Raw genomic sequence first — 13885 nt, 5'->3', positions numbered from 1 at the left:
TAAGGCGAAGCCACCATCCGGCAAAAGTGACTTCAGGCAAACACCCTTACCAGTAATGCTCAGCGGTCATATGGCCCGGTCGGCGACGCAGGTGTTTGGTCATCTGCCGGGTATCTTTCAGCAACTGCTGGGTATCGCGTACCATCTGTGGGTTCCCACAGAGCATCACATGGCTGGTGGCGGTATCCATCGGCAGACCGACTGCTTTTTCCAGCTCACCGCTTTCAATCAGTGCGGGAACGCGGCCAGTAAGCGAACCTGCAGCTGTTTCACGGCTGACGACGGTCTGAATACGTAATTTCCCTTCGTAACGCTTTTCCAGCGCCTGCATCAGCGGCAGGTAGCTTAAATCGGCGGCATAACGGGCAGCATGGACCAGCACCAGATTTTTAAAGCGATCGACATCTTTGCCCAGTTGCAGAATGGATAAGTACGGGCCGATCGCCGTGCCGGTTGCCAGCATCCACAGCGTATCGCAATCGGGGACTTCATCCAGCACAAAGAACCCCGCGGCTTCACTGACCACCTGTACGTCATCGCCAGGTTTTAGCGCGGCCAGACGTGGACTCAGCTTCCCGTCAGGCACTGTCACCAGATAAAACTCTAAATCGGGGTTGTCTGGTGCATTCACGTAGGAATAGGCGCGCTGGACGCGTTCGCCGTCGATCTCCAGACCAAGCTTGGTGAACTGACCCGCAGTGAAGGGGAGAACCGGTGCGCGCACGGTCAAACTAAACAGGGCGTCGGTCCAGTTCTGTACCTTAGTGACTTTGCCTGTTACCCAATCTGCCATGGTGTCCTCCTGTCTGCTTTGATTGCCTTATCTTCGTTCGTTGCACGAAAGATTTCCAGCCCCGAAGGACTGGAAGGCTCAATCAAACAAATTTGTTACAGGATATGCGCCTGCACATCAGGATCTTTGCGATCAAGGTAGTGGATGGATTGAATACGACGGATCGTGCGCGACTTGCCGCGGATCAGCAGCGTTTCGGTGGTGGCGATATTGCCCTTACGGCTGATTCCATCCAACAGATCACCTTTGGTGATCCCGGTGGCGGAGAAGATAACGTTATCGCTACGTGCCATTTCGTCCAGACGCAGCGCTTTACCGGCTTCAATGCCCATCGCCTGGCAGCGGGCCAGTTCCTGTTCGCCGATACGGCGGTTTTCTTCGCTGTCGCCTTTGACGTCATGACGTGCCAGCAAACGACCCTGCATGTCGCCGTCCAGCGCGCGGATGACGGCGGCAGAAACGACACCTTCCGGTGCGCCGCCAATGCCGTACAGCACGTCAACTTCGCTGTCTGGCATACAGGTCAGAATGGAGGCTGCGACGTCGCCATCGGGAATGGCGAACACGCGAACGCCAAGCTTCGCCATCTCTGCGATCACCTCATCGTGGCGAGGTTTGGCCAGAATCGTCACGGTCAGATCGCCGAGCGGCTTGTTGAGTGCGGCGGCGACATTACGTAGGTTTGTTTCCAGCGGCAGGTTCAGGTCGATAGCCCCTTTGGCGCCAGGGCCGACAATCAACTTCTCCATGTACATATCTGGCGCGTTGAGGAAACAGCCTTTGTCACCAACTGCGAGGACCGCCAGCGCATTCGCCTGGCCCATTGCCGTCATGCGCGTACCTTCGATAGGGTCGACCGCAATGTCTACGGCATCGCCGTGACCGGTACCGACTTTCTCACCGATAAACAGCATCGGCGCTTCATCAATTTCACCTTCGCCAATCACGATGGTGCCGTCAATATTGACCTGGTTGAGCATAATACGCATGGCGTGCACCGCTGCGCCGTCGGCGGTATTTTTATCGCCGCGTCCCAGCCATTTATAGCCAGCCAGCGCTGCCGCTTCGGTTACGCGTGAAAATTCAATGGCAAGTTCTCGTCTCATTGCAAACTCGTAGCAGAAAGGAATGGCGCGAAGTGTAGCACAGGGGAGAGGGCGGGATTATTGATGTGTGTGCGGGATTGCCCCGCACGAAGATATTGCCGGATGGCGACGCTAACGCGTCTTATCCGGCCTACGTCAGATTCGTATCAGTAGGCCGTGCCATCCGGCAATGACGGGTTACTCTTCGTGGTCTTCCCACGCCAGGGCGCGTTTAACCGCTTTTTTCCAGCCGCTGTAACGGAAGTTACGTTCGGTGGTTTCGATGCCCGGGCGGAATTCACGCTCGATGACCGCTTTTTCCTGCAGTTCATCCAGGTTTTGCCAGAAGCCAACGGCCAGACCTGCCAGGTATGCGGCACCCAGTGCAGTCACTTCACGGACTTCCGGGCGCTCTACGCGGGTGCCAAGAATGTCGGACTGGAACTGCATCAGGAAGTTGTTGGCGACCGCGCCACCGTCGACACGCAGCGCGTGCAGACGAATACCGGAGTCGGCCTGCATTGCTTCCAGCACGTCACGGGTCTGATAAGCGATAGACTCAAGCGTTGCACGGATGATGTGGTTGGAGTTAACGCCACGGGTCAGGCCAAAGATGGCACCACGCGCATACGGGTCCCAATACGGCGCACCCAGACCGGTGAATGCCGGAACGACGTACACACCGTTGGTGTCCTTCACTTTGGTGGCGAAGTATTCGGAGTCGAACGCATCGCTGATGAGTTTCATTTCATCACGCAGCCACTGAATGGATGCGCCGGCCATAAACACCGCGCCTTCCAGCGCATAGTTTACTTCCCCGGTCGGACCGCAGGCGATGGTGGTCAGCAGCCCGTTTTCAGACTTCACGGCTTTCTCGCCGGTATTCATCAGCATGAAGCAGCCGGTGCCGTAGGTGTTTTTCGCCATCCCTTCTTTCACGCACAGCTGACCGAACAGTGCGGCCTGCTGGTCACCCGCGATACCCGAGATAGGAATACGCGTGCCGCCTTTACCGCCAATGTTGATCTGACCGTAGACTTCAGAAGAACGACGCACTTCCGGCAGCATGGCACGCGGGACGTCCAGTGCGTCCAGCATTTTGTCGTCCCAGTCCAGGGTATGGATGTTGAACAGCATGGTACGTGAGGCGTTGGTGTAATCCGTTACGTGTACGCGCCCCTGAGTCATTTTCCAGATAAGCCAGGTGTCCACGGTACCAAACAACAGTTCGCCGCGACGAGCGCGCTCACGCGAGCCCTCTACGTGGTCGAGGATCCACTTCACTTTGGTGCCAGAGAAGTACGGGTCAATGACCAGCCCGGTGTTGTTACGGACATAGTCTTCCATACCGTCGCGCTTAAGTTTCTCGCAAATATCCGCGGTACGACGACACTGCCAGACAATGGCGTTATAGATAGGTTTACCGGTTTCACGCTCCCAGACGATGGTGGTTTCGCGCTGGTTGGTAATCCCGATCGCGGCAATTTCGTCGGAACTGATATCGGCTTTCGCCAGCACTTCTACCAGCGTAGAGCTTTGAGTCGCCCAAATTTCCATCGGGTCGTGTTCTACCCAACCGGCTTTCGGGTAGATTTGCTCGAATTCGCGTTGTGAAACGCTAACAATATTTGCATCGTGGTCCATTACGACCGCGCGGGAGCTGGTAGTGCCCTGGTCGAGCGCAACGATATATTTTTTTTCAGTCATGATTTTTGTCCCGTAGTCACATTACTGCGAAGCTTTTTGTTGAGTGTTGGCCGCGACGTCTTTCTCTTCAATCGCGCAGACATCGCACGGCAAATGGCGACCAATCAGTTTGCGATATGCCCATGCGCCCAAAATCGTGCCGGTAATCGGGCCAAACACCGGTACCAGGAAGTAAGGAATATCGCGACCGCCCGTGAAGGCAATCTCACCCCATCCAGCCATCCAGGCGAAGAGTTTCGGTCCGAAGTCACGTGCCGGGTTCATTGCAAAACCGGTCAGTGGTCCCATAGAGGCACCAATAACTGCGATCAATAAACCGATCAGCAGCGGCGCCAGTGGACCACGTGGCACACCGTTACCATCGTCGGTCAGTGCCAAAATCAGCCCCATCAGAATAGCGGTAATGACCATTTCAACTGCGAAGGCCTGCACAAAATTGATATGCGGGTTTGGATATGTTGAGAATGTCCCTGCCAGATTGAGGCTTTCAGCGCTACCGCGCACGATATGGTTGGTTTGTTCGAAATCGATGAAAAGATTGTAATAAAGCCCGTAAACCAAAGCCGCTGCGCAAAAGGCGCCGGCAATTTGTGAAATGATAAAAGGTACGACTTTACGCTTATCAAAGCAGGCAAACAGCCAAAGTGCGATTGTGACCGCCGGATTCAGGTGTGCACCAGAAACGCCTGCCGTCAGATAGATAGCCATCGCTACCCCCAGACCCCAGATGATACTGATTTCCCACTGCCCAAAAGTCGCCCCAGCGACTTTGAGTGCAGCAACACAGCCCACACCGAAGAAAATCAACAACCCGGTACCGAGGAATTCAGCAATGCACTGGCCTTTCAAGGTTGATGTTTGACTCATAATCGGATCCTGAAGAGAGATTAATGTTTATTGTGTGCGAGAAGGTCACTGACATCCCCGGAGCCCGGTAGGCACACTGTTAATTTATCGTTAACGAGCAAAAACGAGAAATATCGAAATTAAAATGTGTGTGCTGCATCAACAAAATGAGCGTTTTCGCGCCATAACGAGGTATTTGTAATACATAACTAGTGTGAGCTGAATCATTTCATTAACCAATATGTTAACACTTTTGAGCTATAGGGTGTTTGTCGCCAGGACAAGGATTAAAAGTGTTGCAAACCGCAATCTACGCGGGATGCTGCTGGACAGGGATGGCGCGGCTTCATACAATCGGTGCTAAGTAGAGAACGCGCGTTTTTATTAAGGCGTCACCGTTATCGGGACGAGGATTTTTATCCATCAACGCCTTGCAATTCAGGAGAGGTATGACGATGTCATTAGAAGTGTTTGAGAAACTGGAAGCAAAAGTACAGCAGGCGATTGATACCATCACGCTGTTGCAGATGGAAATCGAAGAGCTGAAAGAAAAAAACAACTCACTGTCGCAGGAAGTTCAGTCTGCACAGCAGCAGCGTGAAGAGCTGGAGCGTGAGAACAACAGCCTGAAAGAACAGCAGAGCGGCTGGCAGGATCGTCTGCATGCTCTCCTGGGGCGTATGGAAGAAGTCTAATTACGCTTTATCTTTCGCGCCGTAGCAGCGTTGGCTGTGCTCAGCTACCCCAGTCACGTAGTTTACTACGCTCCTGGGGATATCTTCGTTTGCCGCCTTGCTACAACACGAAATCTCTCGCGTAATTGGCTCTGCGTGTAGGCCGGATAAGGCGCAAGCCGCCATCCGGCGATCGGCGATAACGCATAAAAAAGGCACCGTAAGGTGCCTTTTTCGATTACTCGATATCGAGCGGGTCTTCGGAGAGGATCATCCCGGTATTGTCGGCGTACAGGTGGTCGCCGGAGAAGAACGTCACGCCACCGAAGTTGACGCGCACATCGCTTTCTCCAATGCCTTCACCTGCGGCACCCACCGGAATAGCGGCAATTGCCTGGATACCGATGTCCAGTTCTTCCAGATCGTCTACCTGGCGTACTGAACCGTAGATGACCAGACCTTCCCATTCATTCTGTACGGCCAGCCGCGCCAGTTCGGCATCAACCAGCGCACGACGGACAGAGCCGCCGCCATCGACCAGCAGAATGCGACCACGGCCATTTTGTTCGAGCAGATCGTACAGCAACCCGTTGTCCTCGAAACATTTTACCGTGGTGATTTGTCCGCCAAACGACGACCGTCCCCCAAAGTTAGAGAACAGTGGTTCCACGACGTTGACATCTTCCTGGTAGATGTCACAAAGCTCGGATGTATCGTATTTCATAGGCTCAACGTTCAGTTGCTGCGAGAATTTTTAGTATATCGCGCTATGTGTACTGTTGGCAAAATCATCAATTGTTAATTGATATTTGTCAGTTAAACAGACCACTGGCTTAGGAAAATTCCAACCACAAACAGCAGGTTAGTTAACAGTGCCGCTTTTACGGTGCGTTCCAGCATCGGACGCATTGCTGCCGGATCCATTTCACGCATTACGTATCGCGCCTGCTTAATCAGCAGCGGAGCGGCCAGGATGAACAGCCATCCCCACAGACTTTGCAGCGAAAACAGATTAAACAGCGCCAGGCAAACCAGCGTCCCCATCAGCAGGCAGGCATGGTAACGACGTGCATTCACGGCCCCCAGACGCACCACCAGCGTGTTTTTACCGTTCTCCCTGTCGCTGTTGATATCACGCAGGTTATTGACGTTGAGCACGGCGGTAGCCAGCAGACCGCAGGCGGTGGCTGGCAGGATTAGCGCGGGGATCAGCGTATGGGCCTGCAAATACCAACCGCCCATCACGCTCAGCCAGCCGAAGAAAACCAGCACGGAAATATCACCGAGGCCGATGTAGCCATAGGGGCGATTGCCGACGGTATAGGTGATCGCCGCGATAATCGACAAGCCACCGAGCACCAGGAAGCCGACAAAATCAGCCATCGTGTGGCAGGCCACCGCCACTAGTGCCAGGCCGGACAGGCAAATTAAGGCCACGGTGACCATTAAGGCGCGCTTCATCTGCTGTTGGGTGATCACCCCTTTTTGCATGCCACGTAGCGGTCCAATGCGGTCAGGCTTGTCGCTGCCTTTGACAGCATCGCCATAGTCGTTTGCGAGATTGGACAGGATTTGCAGCAGCCCCGCCGTTATCAATGCCAGCAGAGCCACCAGCGGATCGAAATACCCTTGCCACCATGCTAATGCCGTACCGACGATGATCGCCGCGAAGGCGAGCGGTAAGGTCTTAGGTCGTAAACTTTCCAGCCAGGCTTGTGAGCGGCTAATTTGTTGTTGTTCAGTCATATTTAGCGCCAATAAAAATGGGGCTTAATCAGCCCCATCAACAGTGATGAAAATGCATTGAACGCGATTATAGGATAAAACGGCTCAGATCTTCATCTGCGACCAGCGCATCCAGATGTTTGCTCACATATTCGGCATCAATTGTGATGCTTTGGCCGTTTAAATCGCTCGCATCATAGGAAATGTCTTCCATCAGACGCTCAAGTACGGTGTGCAGACGACGGGCACCGATGTTCTCGGTGGTTTCGTTGACCTGCCAGGCGGCCTGAGCGATGCGCTTAATGCCATCTTCCGTGAACTCAATATTAACGCCCTCAGTTGCCATCAGTGCTTTGTACTGGACGGTGATGGAGGCGTTAGGCTCAGTCAGGATACGCTCGAAATCGCTGGTGGTCAGTGCCTGCAATTCTACACGAATTGGCAGACGACCCTGCAGTTCCGGGATCAGGTCGGACGGTTTCGCCACCTGGAACGCGCCGGAAGCGATAAACAGAATGTGATCTGTTTTCACCATGCCGTGCTTGGTCGAGACGGTGCAGCCTTCGACCAGCGGCAGCAGGTCGCGCTGCACGCCTTCACGGGACACGTCCGGACCGGAGGATTCACCGCGCTTACAGATTTTGTCGATTTCGTCGATAAACACGATCCCGTGCTGCTCAACGGCGTCGATAGCGTCTTGCTTCAGTTCTTCCGGGTTTACCAGCTTCGCCGCTTCTTCTTCAATCAACAGCTTCATGGCTTCTTTGATTTTCAGCTTACGCGGTTTTTGTTTCTGGCCGCCCAGGTTCTGGAACATGGACTGCAGCTGGCTGGTCATCTCTTCCATGCCAGGAGGTGCCATAATTTCTACGCCCATCGGCGCAGCGGCGAGATCAATTTCAATCTCTTTGTCGTCCAGTTGGCCTTCACGCAGTTTTTTACGGAATGCCTGACGTGCAGCGGAAGGTTCCTGAGGCTGTTCAGACTGTCCCCAGTTATTTTTAGCTGGTGGGATCAGTACGTCGAGAATACGTTCTTCCGCCATTTCTTCGGCGCGGAAGCGGTTTTTCTCGATCGCCTGGACGCGGACCATTTTAATGGCAGCATCGGTCAGATCGCGGATGATGGAGTCAACTTCCTTACCCACATAGCCGACTTCGGTGAATTTCGTGGCTTCAACTTTGATAAACGGTGCGTTGGCTAGTTTTGCCAGACGACGGGCGATTTCGGTTTTACCGACGCCGGTTGGGCCAATCATCAGAATGTTTTTTGGCGTAACTTCATGGCGCAGCTCTTCGTCGAGCTGCATGCGGCGCCAGCGGTTACGCAGAGCAATCGCCACGGAACGCTTGGCGTTATCCTGGCCGATGATGTGTTTGTTCAGTTCGCTGACAATTTCGCGTGGGGTCATTTCAGACATGGGGGATCCTTACGCTTTGGAGTTCAATTCTTCGATGGTATGGAAGTGGTTGGTATAAATGCAGATATCCCCTGCAATATCCAACGCTTTCTCAGCAATCTCGCGGGCGCCAAGCTCGGTGTTTTCAAGCAGAGCACGTGCCGCAGCCTGGGCGTAGGGACCGCCGGAGCCGATGGCAATCAGATCGTTTTCTGGCTGAATGACATCGCCATTACCGGTAATGATGAGTGATGCAGTTTCATCGGCAACAGCCAGCAGCGCTTCGAGTTTGCGCAGCATACGGTCGGTACGCCAGTCCTTCGCCAGCTCAACGGCAGCTTTCACCAGGTGACCCTGATGCATTTCAAGTTTGCGTTCAAACAGTTCAAACAGCGTGAATGCATCCGCAGTGCCGCCCGCAAAGCCCGCGATGACTTTGTCGTTGTACAGACGGCGGACTTTTTTCACGTTGCCTTTCATTACGGTGTTACCCAGTGTGGCCTGACCATCACCGGCGATTACCACATGGCCGTTACGGCGTACGCTTACTATTGTTGTCACGAGCAGACCCCTTGGTTACAAATACGGAATTCAGGCCCCGCACAGATGTACGGGGCGTAATGCAAGTATAGATGGGGGGGATTTTGGGGGTTTCAACCCCCGGCAGACAGTCGAATACAGTTTGTGTGACCCGCTACTTTCAAACGGCTGATGGTGTTGTCAGCGTTTTCTTTGCCTTTGAGTGGGCCAATAACCACGCGATTCCAGCCGTTGTTGGTGGTAATACGGGAGTTAAAGCCCTCAAAAGCCAGCTGTGCACGCACGGTTTCTGCCTGTTCAGCCCCTTTAAACGACCCACACTGCACCATCCAGCGGCGCTCATCTTTTTTCTCAGCAGTCTGCTTCGGCACTTCGGTAATCGGTGCTGCTGGCTGCGTCTTCGGCTGAGCGGCAGCGGTATGTGCAGGCGTCTGCAGCAGATCCTGGTATGGCTGTTGGGCCGCAGGTTTGGGCTGCGTTTGACGAGGTTGCTGCACCGGCGCGGCTTGTGCGGTACGCGTTTGCTGCTGCTGAGGCTGCTCCGTTGCCCGAGGGCGTGGCTGCTGAGCCTGCTGCTGCGCGTTGCTCCATTGCTGTTGCTGCACCTGACGCTGACGCTGCAGCGTTTGCTGGCGCTGCGCAGGCGTTTGCTCATTCCACGGAACTTCGTTGAGCTGAGTAGGCTGCTGACGCATATCAGCCTGCATTTGCGCCAGCAACTGGCGCTGCTCATTGGTCAGCTGATCGGCATTCAGCACTTCACCGCCCGCAGAGGGTTCGGTTGGTGCACGCACGCCTGGTTGACGGCTTTCCAGCTCTTTGATGTATCGCCAGCGTTCCTCCGGCTTCGGCGGAATGCCATTGCCGGTAACTTTCTGGTTTTGCAGCGTCTCGGACTCTTCTTTCTTGTGATGCGTAATGAAGTACAGACCACCGATAAAGGTCACGAGTACGGCTGCTGCAATAGCGACCATCGCGGGTGAAACCGCAGGCGTATTGCGTTGCTTATTCCGTGAGGTGCTCTTTTTGCGCCGCGAAGGTGCCGGTTGGCCGCGACGTACATAATCTCGTTGTGCCACTATCGTTTCGCTGTATTTATTCGTTCGTCAGCCCGCCATGTTACTTAAGCGGCGGGCCTTTGACCAGACAGGGGAGTCCGAAAGCACTTTACTTTACGTCAGTGCCTGGGTGGTGCCCCGAATAATGAGTTCACAGTCCAGTAAACGTGACCCGCTGCTGACATTTTGCCCCTGGAGTTGATCGAGCAGTAACAGCATAGCCTCACGTCCGATATCGAAACGCGGCTGTGCGACAGTTGTCAGCGGTGGATCACAATATTCCGTCAGTGAAATGTTATCAAAGCCAATAATCGACAGGTCGTCAGGCACTTTCAGTCCCTGGCGTTTGGCGTAGGAAAGTGCGCCCAGCGCCATGACGTCGCTGTGGCAAAAGACGGCTGTCGGTGGTTGAGGCTGTTCAAGCAGTTGTTTTAGCGCGTTAGCCCCCGCTTCGTAGGTAAAATCGCCGCGCGCAATAAAATGCGGATCGACGGTAATCCCACTGCGACGTAACGCCTGAACGTAACCTTGCAGGCGATAGTGGCACAGTGGCATATCTTCTGGTCCGGCGATACAGCCGATGCGTTTGTGCCCCAACTCCAGCAGATAGTTCATCGCGTTAAAGGCGGCGGTGAGGTTATCAATGTGAACGGTGGGCAGTTCCAGCTCAGGCGCGAACTCATTGGACATCACCATCGGCGGTAAATTGCGCTGTTCTTCTACGCTGGCATCAAATGGCAGGCGTGAGCTGAGCAGCACCATGCCGTCAATTTGCTTGGTAATAATGAGGTTAAGAAAGGTCTTTTCCTGCTGGTTCTGATGCGCGCAATCGCCGATCAGCACCAGATAACCCTGCTCGGCGGCGGTGACTTCAATGCCGCGAATGACTTCGCTGAAAAAGGGATCGCAAATATCCGGGACGATGACCAGGATGGTACGTGATTCATTACGCTTAACGTTGCGGCCCATTGACTGCGGTAAATATCCTACTTCCAGAGCGGCCTGCTCAACCTTGTTACGGGTTGACTGAGAGACTTTGTCTGGATTCATCAATGCACGGGAAACGGTTGCCGTGGAGACCTTCGCCTTCAGGGCAACATCTTTCATCGTTGCGGCAGTGACCTGCTTGTTCGGTTTCACTCTTTCTCCTCGCCAGGGCGCTGCTGGTGCAGCTCTGTCCCTGGGTAACCTTCATCTGAAACATTTTTATCAGATAGTGAATCGAAGCAGTTACAGAATTTTCATAAAAAGTGTGATGGATATTTAATTTTACGATCCGCCTCGCATCATGAGGGCTTATCCCTCAATGGGATCGACATCCAGCACCCATTTGACCTTGCGTGCTTCGGGCAGGGTATTGATCAACGCCAGCGTGCCGCTGACGATATGCTGCAGTCGAATTCGTGACGGATGTTGCAACAAAATTTGCCAGCGATAGCGACCGCCACGTTTGGGGGCCAGCGCGGGAACCGGGCCCAATACCCACAGCTTATCGTCGGCCAGCGGGCTGGCCTGAATCAGATTACGTAACTGTTGTAAAAACAGCGGTGCCTGCTGGTTGTTGTGATCTTCTGCCCGCACGATCACGTGGCTGGTCCACGGTGGAAGCTGCAACGTTTGTCGCTCGGCCAGTGCCTGCTCGGCAAAGGCGTCATAGCCTTTATGCAATAAGGTTTGCAGCAACGGATGTTCAGGGTGATGCGTCTGCAATACCACTTCGCCCTGTTTCCCGGCACGTCCTGCGCGCCCAGATACCTGGGTATAGAGCTGGGCAAAGCGCTCTGCAGAGCGAAAGTCAGCAGAGAATAATGCCCCATCCACATCCAGCAGCGCCACCAGCGTGACGTCCGGGAAGTGGTGGCCTTTCGCCAACATTTGCGTCCCGATAAGAATGCGTGCTCCGCCGCGATGGACCTCCGCCAGATGCTGCTCAAGCGCCCCTTTACGGCTGGTGGTATCGCGATCGATACGTGAAATCGGCACGCCGGGAAAGAACGGCGCTAAGGCCTGTTCGAGCTGCTCGGTGCCGAGTCCAACCGGTACCATATGCGTAGAGCCGCAGGAGGGGCACTGACGCGGTATCGGGCGCTGGCTGTCGCAGTGGTGGCAGCGCAGATGATGCTGCGCCTGATGCAGCGTGTAGTAGTGATCGCAGCGTGGACATTCAGCAATCCAGCCGCAGTCGTGGCACAACAACGCAGGGGCAAAACCCCGGCGATTAAGAAACAAGATAACCTGGTTATCAGCCTGCAGATGCTGACGCATGCGGGCGATCAGCGCCGGGGCCAGTCCGGCCTGTACCTGCTGACCTTTCAGATCCAGCACGTGCTGCGTCGCAGGACGGGCATTTCCGGCGCGACGCGTCAGGCGCAACATGCGATATTTTTTTTGTCGTACGTTGCACAGCGTTTCCAGCGCCGGTGTGGCTGAGCCGAGGATAATCGGGATCTGCTCGCTGTGCGCACGGTAAACCGCCAGGTCGCGGGCGTGATAGCGCCAGCCTTCCTGCTGTTTATAGGAGCTGTCATGTTCTTCGTCGATGACAATTACGCCGAGGTTTTTAAACGGGGTGAACAGCGATGAGCGGGTACCGATGACAATTGCTGCTTCACCGTTTTTTGCTTTCAGCCATGCAGAAAGACGTTCGCTGTCATTTAAACCAGAGTGCAGGACTTCGACCGGAGCATTGAAGCGTTCACGAAAGCGGGCGATGGTTTGCGGCGTCAGGCCTATTTCCGGCACCATCACCAGCGCCTGCTTGCCCTGAGCGAGGACGTTTTCCAGTACGCTTAAATAGACTTCCGTTTTGCCAGAGCCTGTGACGCCGGCGAGTAGCCAGGCGCTAAAGCTGTCCGATGCGCTGTGAATAGCTCCAACGGCGGTGGCTTGTTCGGTATTCAGCCTTAAACGCTCGCCAGAGACGGCGTAGTGCGTGCGCCAGTCACTGAATCCAGGCGTTTCGCTTGCCAGGGAGCACAGACCTTTTTTGCGTAGCGCCTGCAATGCCGCATCATTAAATTCGAGGTCGGCCACCTGATCCCGCCAGATTTTTCCCTGTCGCAGTGCTGCCAGCGCCTGCTGCTGCTTCGGTGAGCGTTTCAGGTTGTTCAGGTCAGTGGCATGGCCTTCTTCGGTGGCAAACCAGTACCACATTGGCGTGTTGGTGGCGGGACGCCCCTGGCGCAGTAGCATCGGCAGGGCGTGAAACAGCACGTCACCAATGGGATGATGGTAATAATCTGCGGCCCACAGCAGTAAGCGCCAGACGGAGGTCGAATAGACCGGTTCGCTGTCCAGCACCTCAATGACCGCTTTTAGTTCGCTCCGCGGCAGTTCGCTGTTCTCGCTAACTGACAGGACAATGCCAATGCGTTCTTGCTGTTTGCCAAAGGGTACACGCACGCGACACCCGGCTTTGGCGCTCATACCTTCCGGTAAGAGGTAGTCAAAGGTGCGGGGTAGCGGGACGGGTAAGGCAACGTGAGCAACGGGCATTGAATCATCCTGACTTGAATTCTGGCGGGTTAGTATACACATTAGTGAGGAGCGGAATGCGGATCAGTTTGCATGAGCAGGCTAATTTCTGTATGATTCGCCGCCTTTGATGCAAATTGATTGCGTCAAATACTGACCATTACCCGAGAGTTTCGCGCGGCTGGAAGGCGGCAAGCGAGCGAATCTCTGGGAGCATAGTGAACTATGTGACCAGAGTGAGTGAACGCAGGCAACGCATCAGCAGTGTGAAAGGTGACGGGGAATAATTAACATCGCGTGGTGTCTGGCGTTAGGGCTGGAAGAGCGACGCGGCCTTAACTGAGGTTCTCCCCATGAAAAAAGATATTCATCCGAAATACGAAGAAATTACTGCAAACTGCTCTTGCGGTAACGTCATGAAAATCCGCTCTACCGTTGGTCACGATCTGAACCTCGACGTGTGCGGTAAATGCCACCCGTTCTATACTGGCAAACAGCGTGATGTTGCTACCGGTGGCCGTGTTGACCGCTTCAACAAGCGTTTCAGCGTACCGGGTACCAGCAAATAAGTTTTTTGCTGTCGG

Annotated in this window: 13 protein-coding genes; 2 read left to right on the top strand and 11 right to left on the bottom strand. The window is 54.5% G+C overall.

Annotated elements, in window-relative coordinates; translation table 11 throughout:
• Positions 1 to 46: 46 nt before the first annotated feature.
• From fpr to FDW95_RS22520, 4 genes are all read right to left on the bottom strand, one after another.
• A complete protein-coding gene (gene fpr / locus FDW95_RS22535) occupies positions 47 to 793 on the bottom strand; it encodes a ferredoxin--NADP(+) reductase (RefSeq protein ID WP_096758823.1) in 747 nt (248 codons plus the stop codon).
• Between the two features lie 95 nt (positions 794 to 888).
• Positions 889 to 1899 carry a class II fructose-bisphosphatase gene (gene glpX, locus FDW95_RS22530; protein ID WP_096758822.1) on the bottom strand — a complete coding sequence of 337 codons (1011 nt, stop codon included), beginning with the start codon at positions 1897 to 1899 and terminating at the stop codon, positions 889 to 891.
• A gap of 177 nt (positions 1900 to 2076) precedes the next feature.
• Positions 2077 to 3585 (bottom strand): glycerol kinase GlpK, encoded by a 1509-nt coding sequence (glpK, locus tag FDW95_RS22525; protein ID WP_115259763.1) that lies wholly within the window; start codon positions 3583 to 3585, stop codon positions 2077 to 2079.
• A 21-nt stretch (positions 3586 to 3606) separates the two neighbouring features.
• The gene (locus FDW95_RS22520) at positions 3607 to 4452 is read right to left on the bottom strand and encodes an MIP/aquaporin family protein (RefSeq protein WP_115259762.1); all 846 of its coding nucleotides are present in this window, start codon (positions 4450 to 4452) and stop codon (positions 3607 to 3609) included.
• 428 nt (positions 4453 to 4880) lie between these two features.
• On the opposite strand from FDW95_RS22520, the gene zapB reads away from it, so the two are divergent.
• On the top strand, positions 4881 to 5126 hold the full coding sequence (gene zapB / locus FDW95_RS22515; RefSeq protein ID WP_115259761.1) for a septal ring assembly protein ZapB: 246 nt from the start codon (positions 4881 to 4883) through the stop codon (positions 5124 to 5126).
• Positions 5127 to 5343: 217 nt separating this feature from the next.
• On the opposite strand, the gene rraA is transcribed toward zapB, so the two are convergent.
• The 7 genes from rraA to priA all read right to left on the bottom strand — a co-directional run bounded on the left by rraA (position 5344) and on the right by priA (position 13322).
• Positions 5344 to 5829: a ribonuclease E activity regulator RraA gene (rraA, locus tag FDW95_RS22510; RefSeq protein ID WP_115259760.1), complete on the bottom strand. Its 486-nt coding sequence runs from the start codon at positions 5827 to 5829 to the stop codon at positions 5344 to 5346.
• A gap of 92 nt (positions 5830 to 5921) precedes the next feature.
• Positions 5922 to 6851, bottom strand: a complete 930-nt coding sequence (gene menA, locus FDW95_RS22505) for a 1,4-dihydroxy-2-naphthoate polyprenyltransferase (RefSeq protein ID WP_115259759.1) — start codon at positions 6849 to 6851, stop codon at positions 5922 to 5924.
• A 67-nt stretch (positions 6852 to 6918) separates the two neighbouring features.
• Entirely contained in the window at positions 6919 to 8250 is a 1332-nt protein-coding gene (gene hslU, locus FDW95_RS22500; RefSeq protein WP_096758815.1) for an HslU--HslV peptidase ATPase subunit, read from the bottom strand.
• A 9-nt stretch (positions 8251 to 8259) separates the two neighbouring features.
• Complete coding sequence (gene hslV, locus FDW95_RS22495; RefSeq protein WP_003028805.1) at positions 8260 to 8790, bottom strand: ATP-dependent protease subunit HslV; 531 nt, start codon at positions 8788 to 8790, stop codon at positions 8260 to 8262.
• Between the two features lie 92 nt (positions 8791 to 8882).
• The gene (gene ftsN, locus FDW95_RS22490; protein ID WP_115259758.1) at positions 8883 to 9848 is read right to left on the bottom strand and encodes a cell division protein FtsN; all 966 of its coding nucleotides are present in this window, start codon (positions 9846 to 9848) and stop codon (positions 8883 to 8885) included.
• 93 nt (positions 9849 to 9941) lie between these two features.
• On the bottom strand, positions 9942 to 10967 hold the full coding sequence (gene cytR, locus FDW95_RS22485) for a DNA-binding transcriptional regulator CytR (protein WP_115259757.1): 1026 nt from the start codon (positions 10965 to 10967) through the stop codon (positions 9942 to 9944).
• Between the two features lie 156 nt (positions 10968 to 11123).
• Positions 11124 to 13322, bottom strand: coding sequence for a primosomal protein N' (gene priA, locus FDW95_RS22480; protein WP_115259756.1), 2199 nt, complete (start codon positions 13320 to 13322; stop codon positions 11124 to 11126).
• A gap of 332 nt (positions 13323 to 13654) precedes the next feature.
• On the opposite strand from priA, the gene rpmE reads away from it, so the two are divergent.
• Positions 13655 to 13870, top strand: a complete 216-nt coding sequence (gene rpmE, locus FDW95_RS22475) for a 50S ribosomal protein L31 (RefSeq protein ID WP_096758811.1) — start codon at positions 13655 to 13657, stop codon at positions 13868 to 13870.
• Positions 13871 to 13885 lie beyond the last annotated feature (15 nt).

The organism is Citrobacter sp. wls718 (assembly GCF_005280945.1).
GTDB classification, from domain to species: domain Bacteria; phylum Pseudomonadota; class Gammaproteobacteria; order Enterobacterales; family Enterobacteriaceae; genus Citrobacter; species Citrobacter gillenii.
Note: the sequence above shows the minus strand (reverse complement) of the source record. Positions and strands in the feature narration are given on the sequence as shown.

Coding starts and splice junctions, on each gene's coding strand:
- fpr (WP_096758823.1), bottom strand. CDS start 793: ATGGCAGATTGGGTAACAGGCAAAGTCACTAAGGTACAGAACTGGACC.
- glpX (WP_096758822.1), bottom strand. CDS start 1,899: ATGAGACGAGAACTTGCCATTGAATTTTCACGCGTAACCGAAGCGGCA.
- glpK (WP_115259763.1), bottom strand. CDS start 3,585: ATGACTGAAAAAAAATATATCGTTGCGCTCGACCAGGGCACTACCAGC.
- FDW95_RS22520 (WP_115259762.1), bottom strand. CDS start 4,452: ATGAGTCAAACATCAACCTTGAAAGGCCAGTGCATTGCTGAATTCCTC.
- zapB (WP_115259761.1), top strand. CDS start 4,881: ATGACGATGTCATTAGAAGTGTTTGAGAAACTGGAAGCAAAAGTACAG.
- rraA (WP_115259760.1), bottom strand. CDS start 5,829: ATGAAATACGATACATCCGAGCTTTGTGACATCTACCAGGAAGATGTC.
- menA (WP_115259759.1), bottom strand. CDS start 6,851: ATGACTGAACAACAACAAATTAGCCGCTCACAAGCCTGGCTGGAAAGT.
- hslU (WP_096758815.1), bottom strand. CDS start 8,250: ATGTCTGAAATGACCCCACGCGAAATTGTCAGCGAACTGAACAAACAC.
- priA (WP_115259756.1), bottom strand. CDS start 13,322: ATGCCCGTTGCTCACGTTGCCTTACCCGTCCCGCTACCCCGCACCTTT.
- rpmE (WP_096758811.1), top strand. CDS start 13,655: ATGAAAAAAGATATTCATCCGAAATACGAAGAAATTACTGCAAACTGC.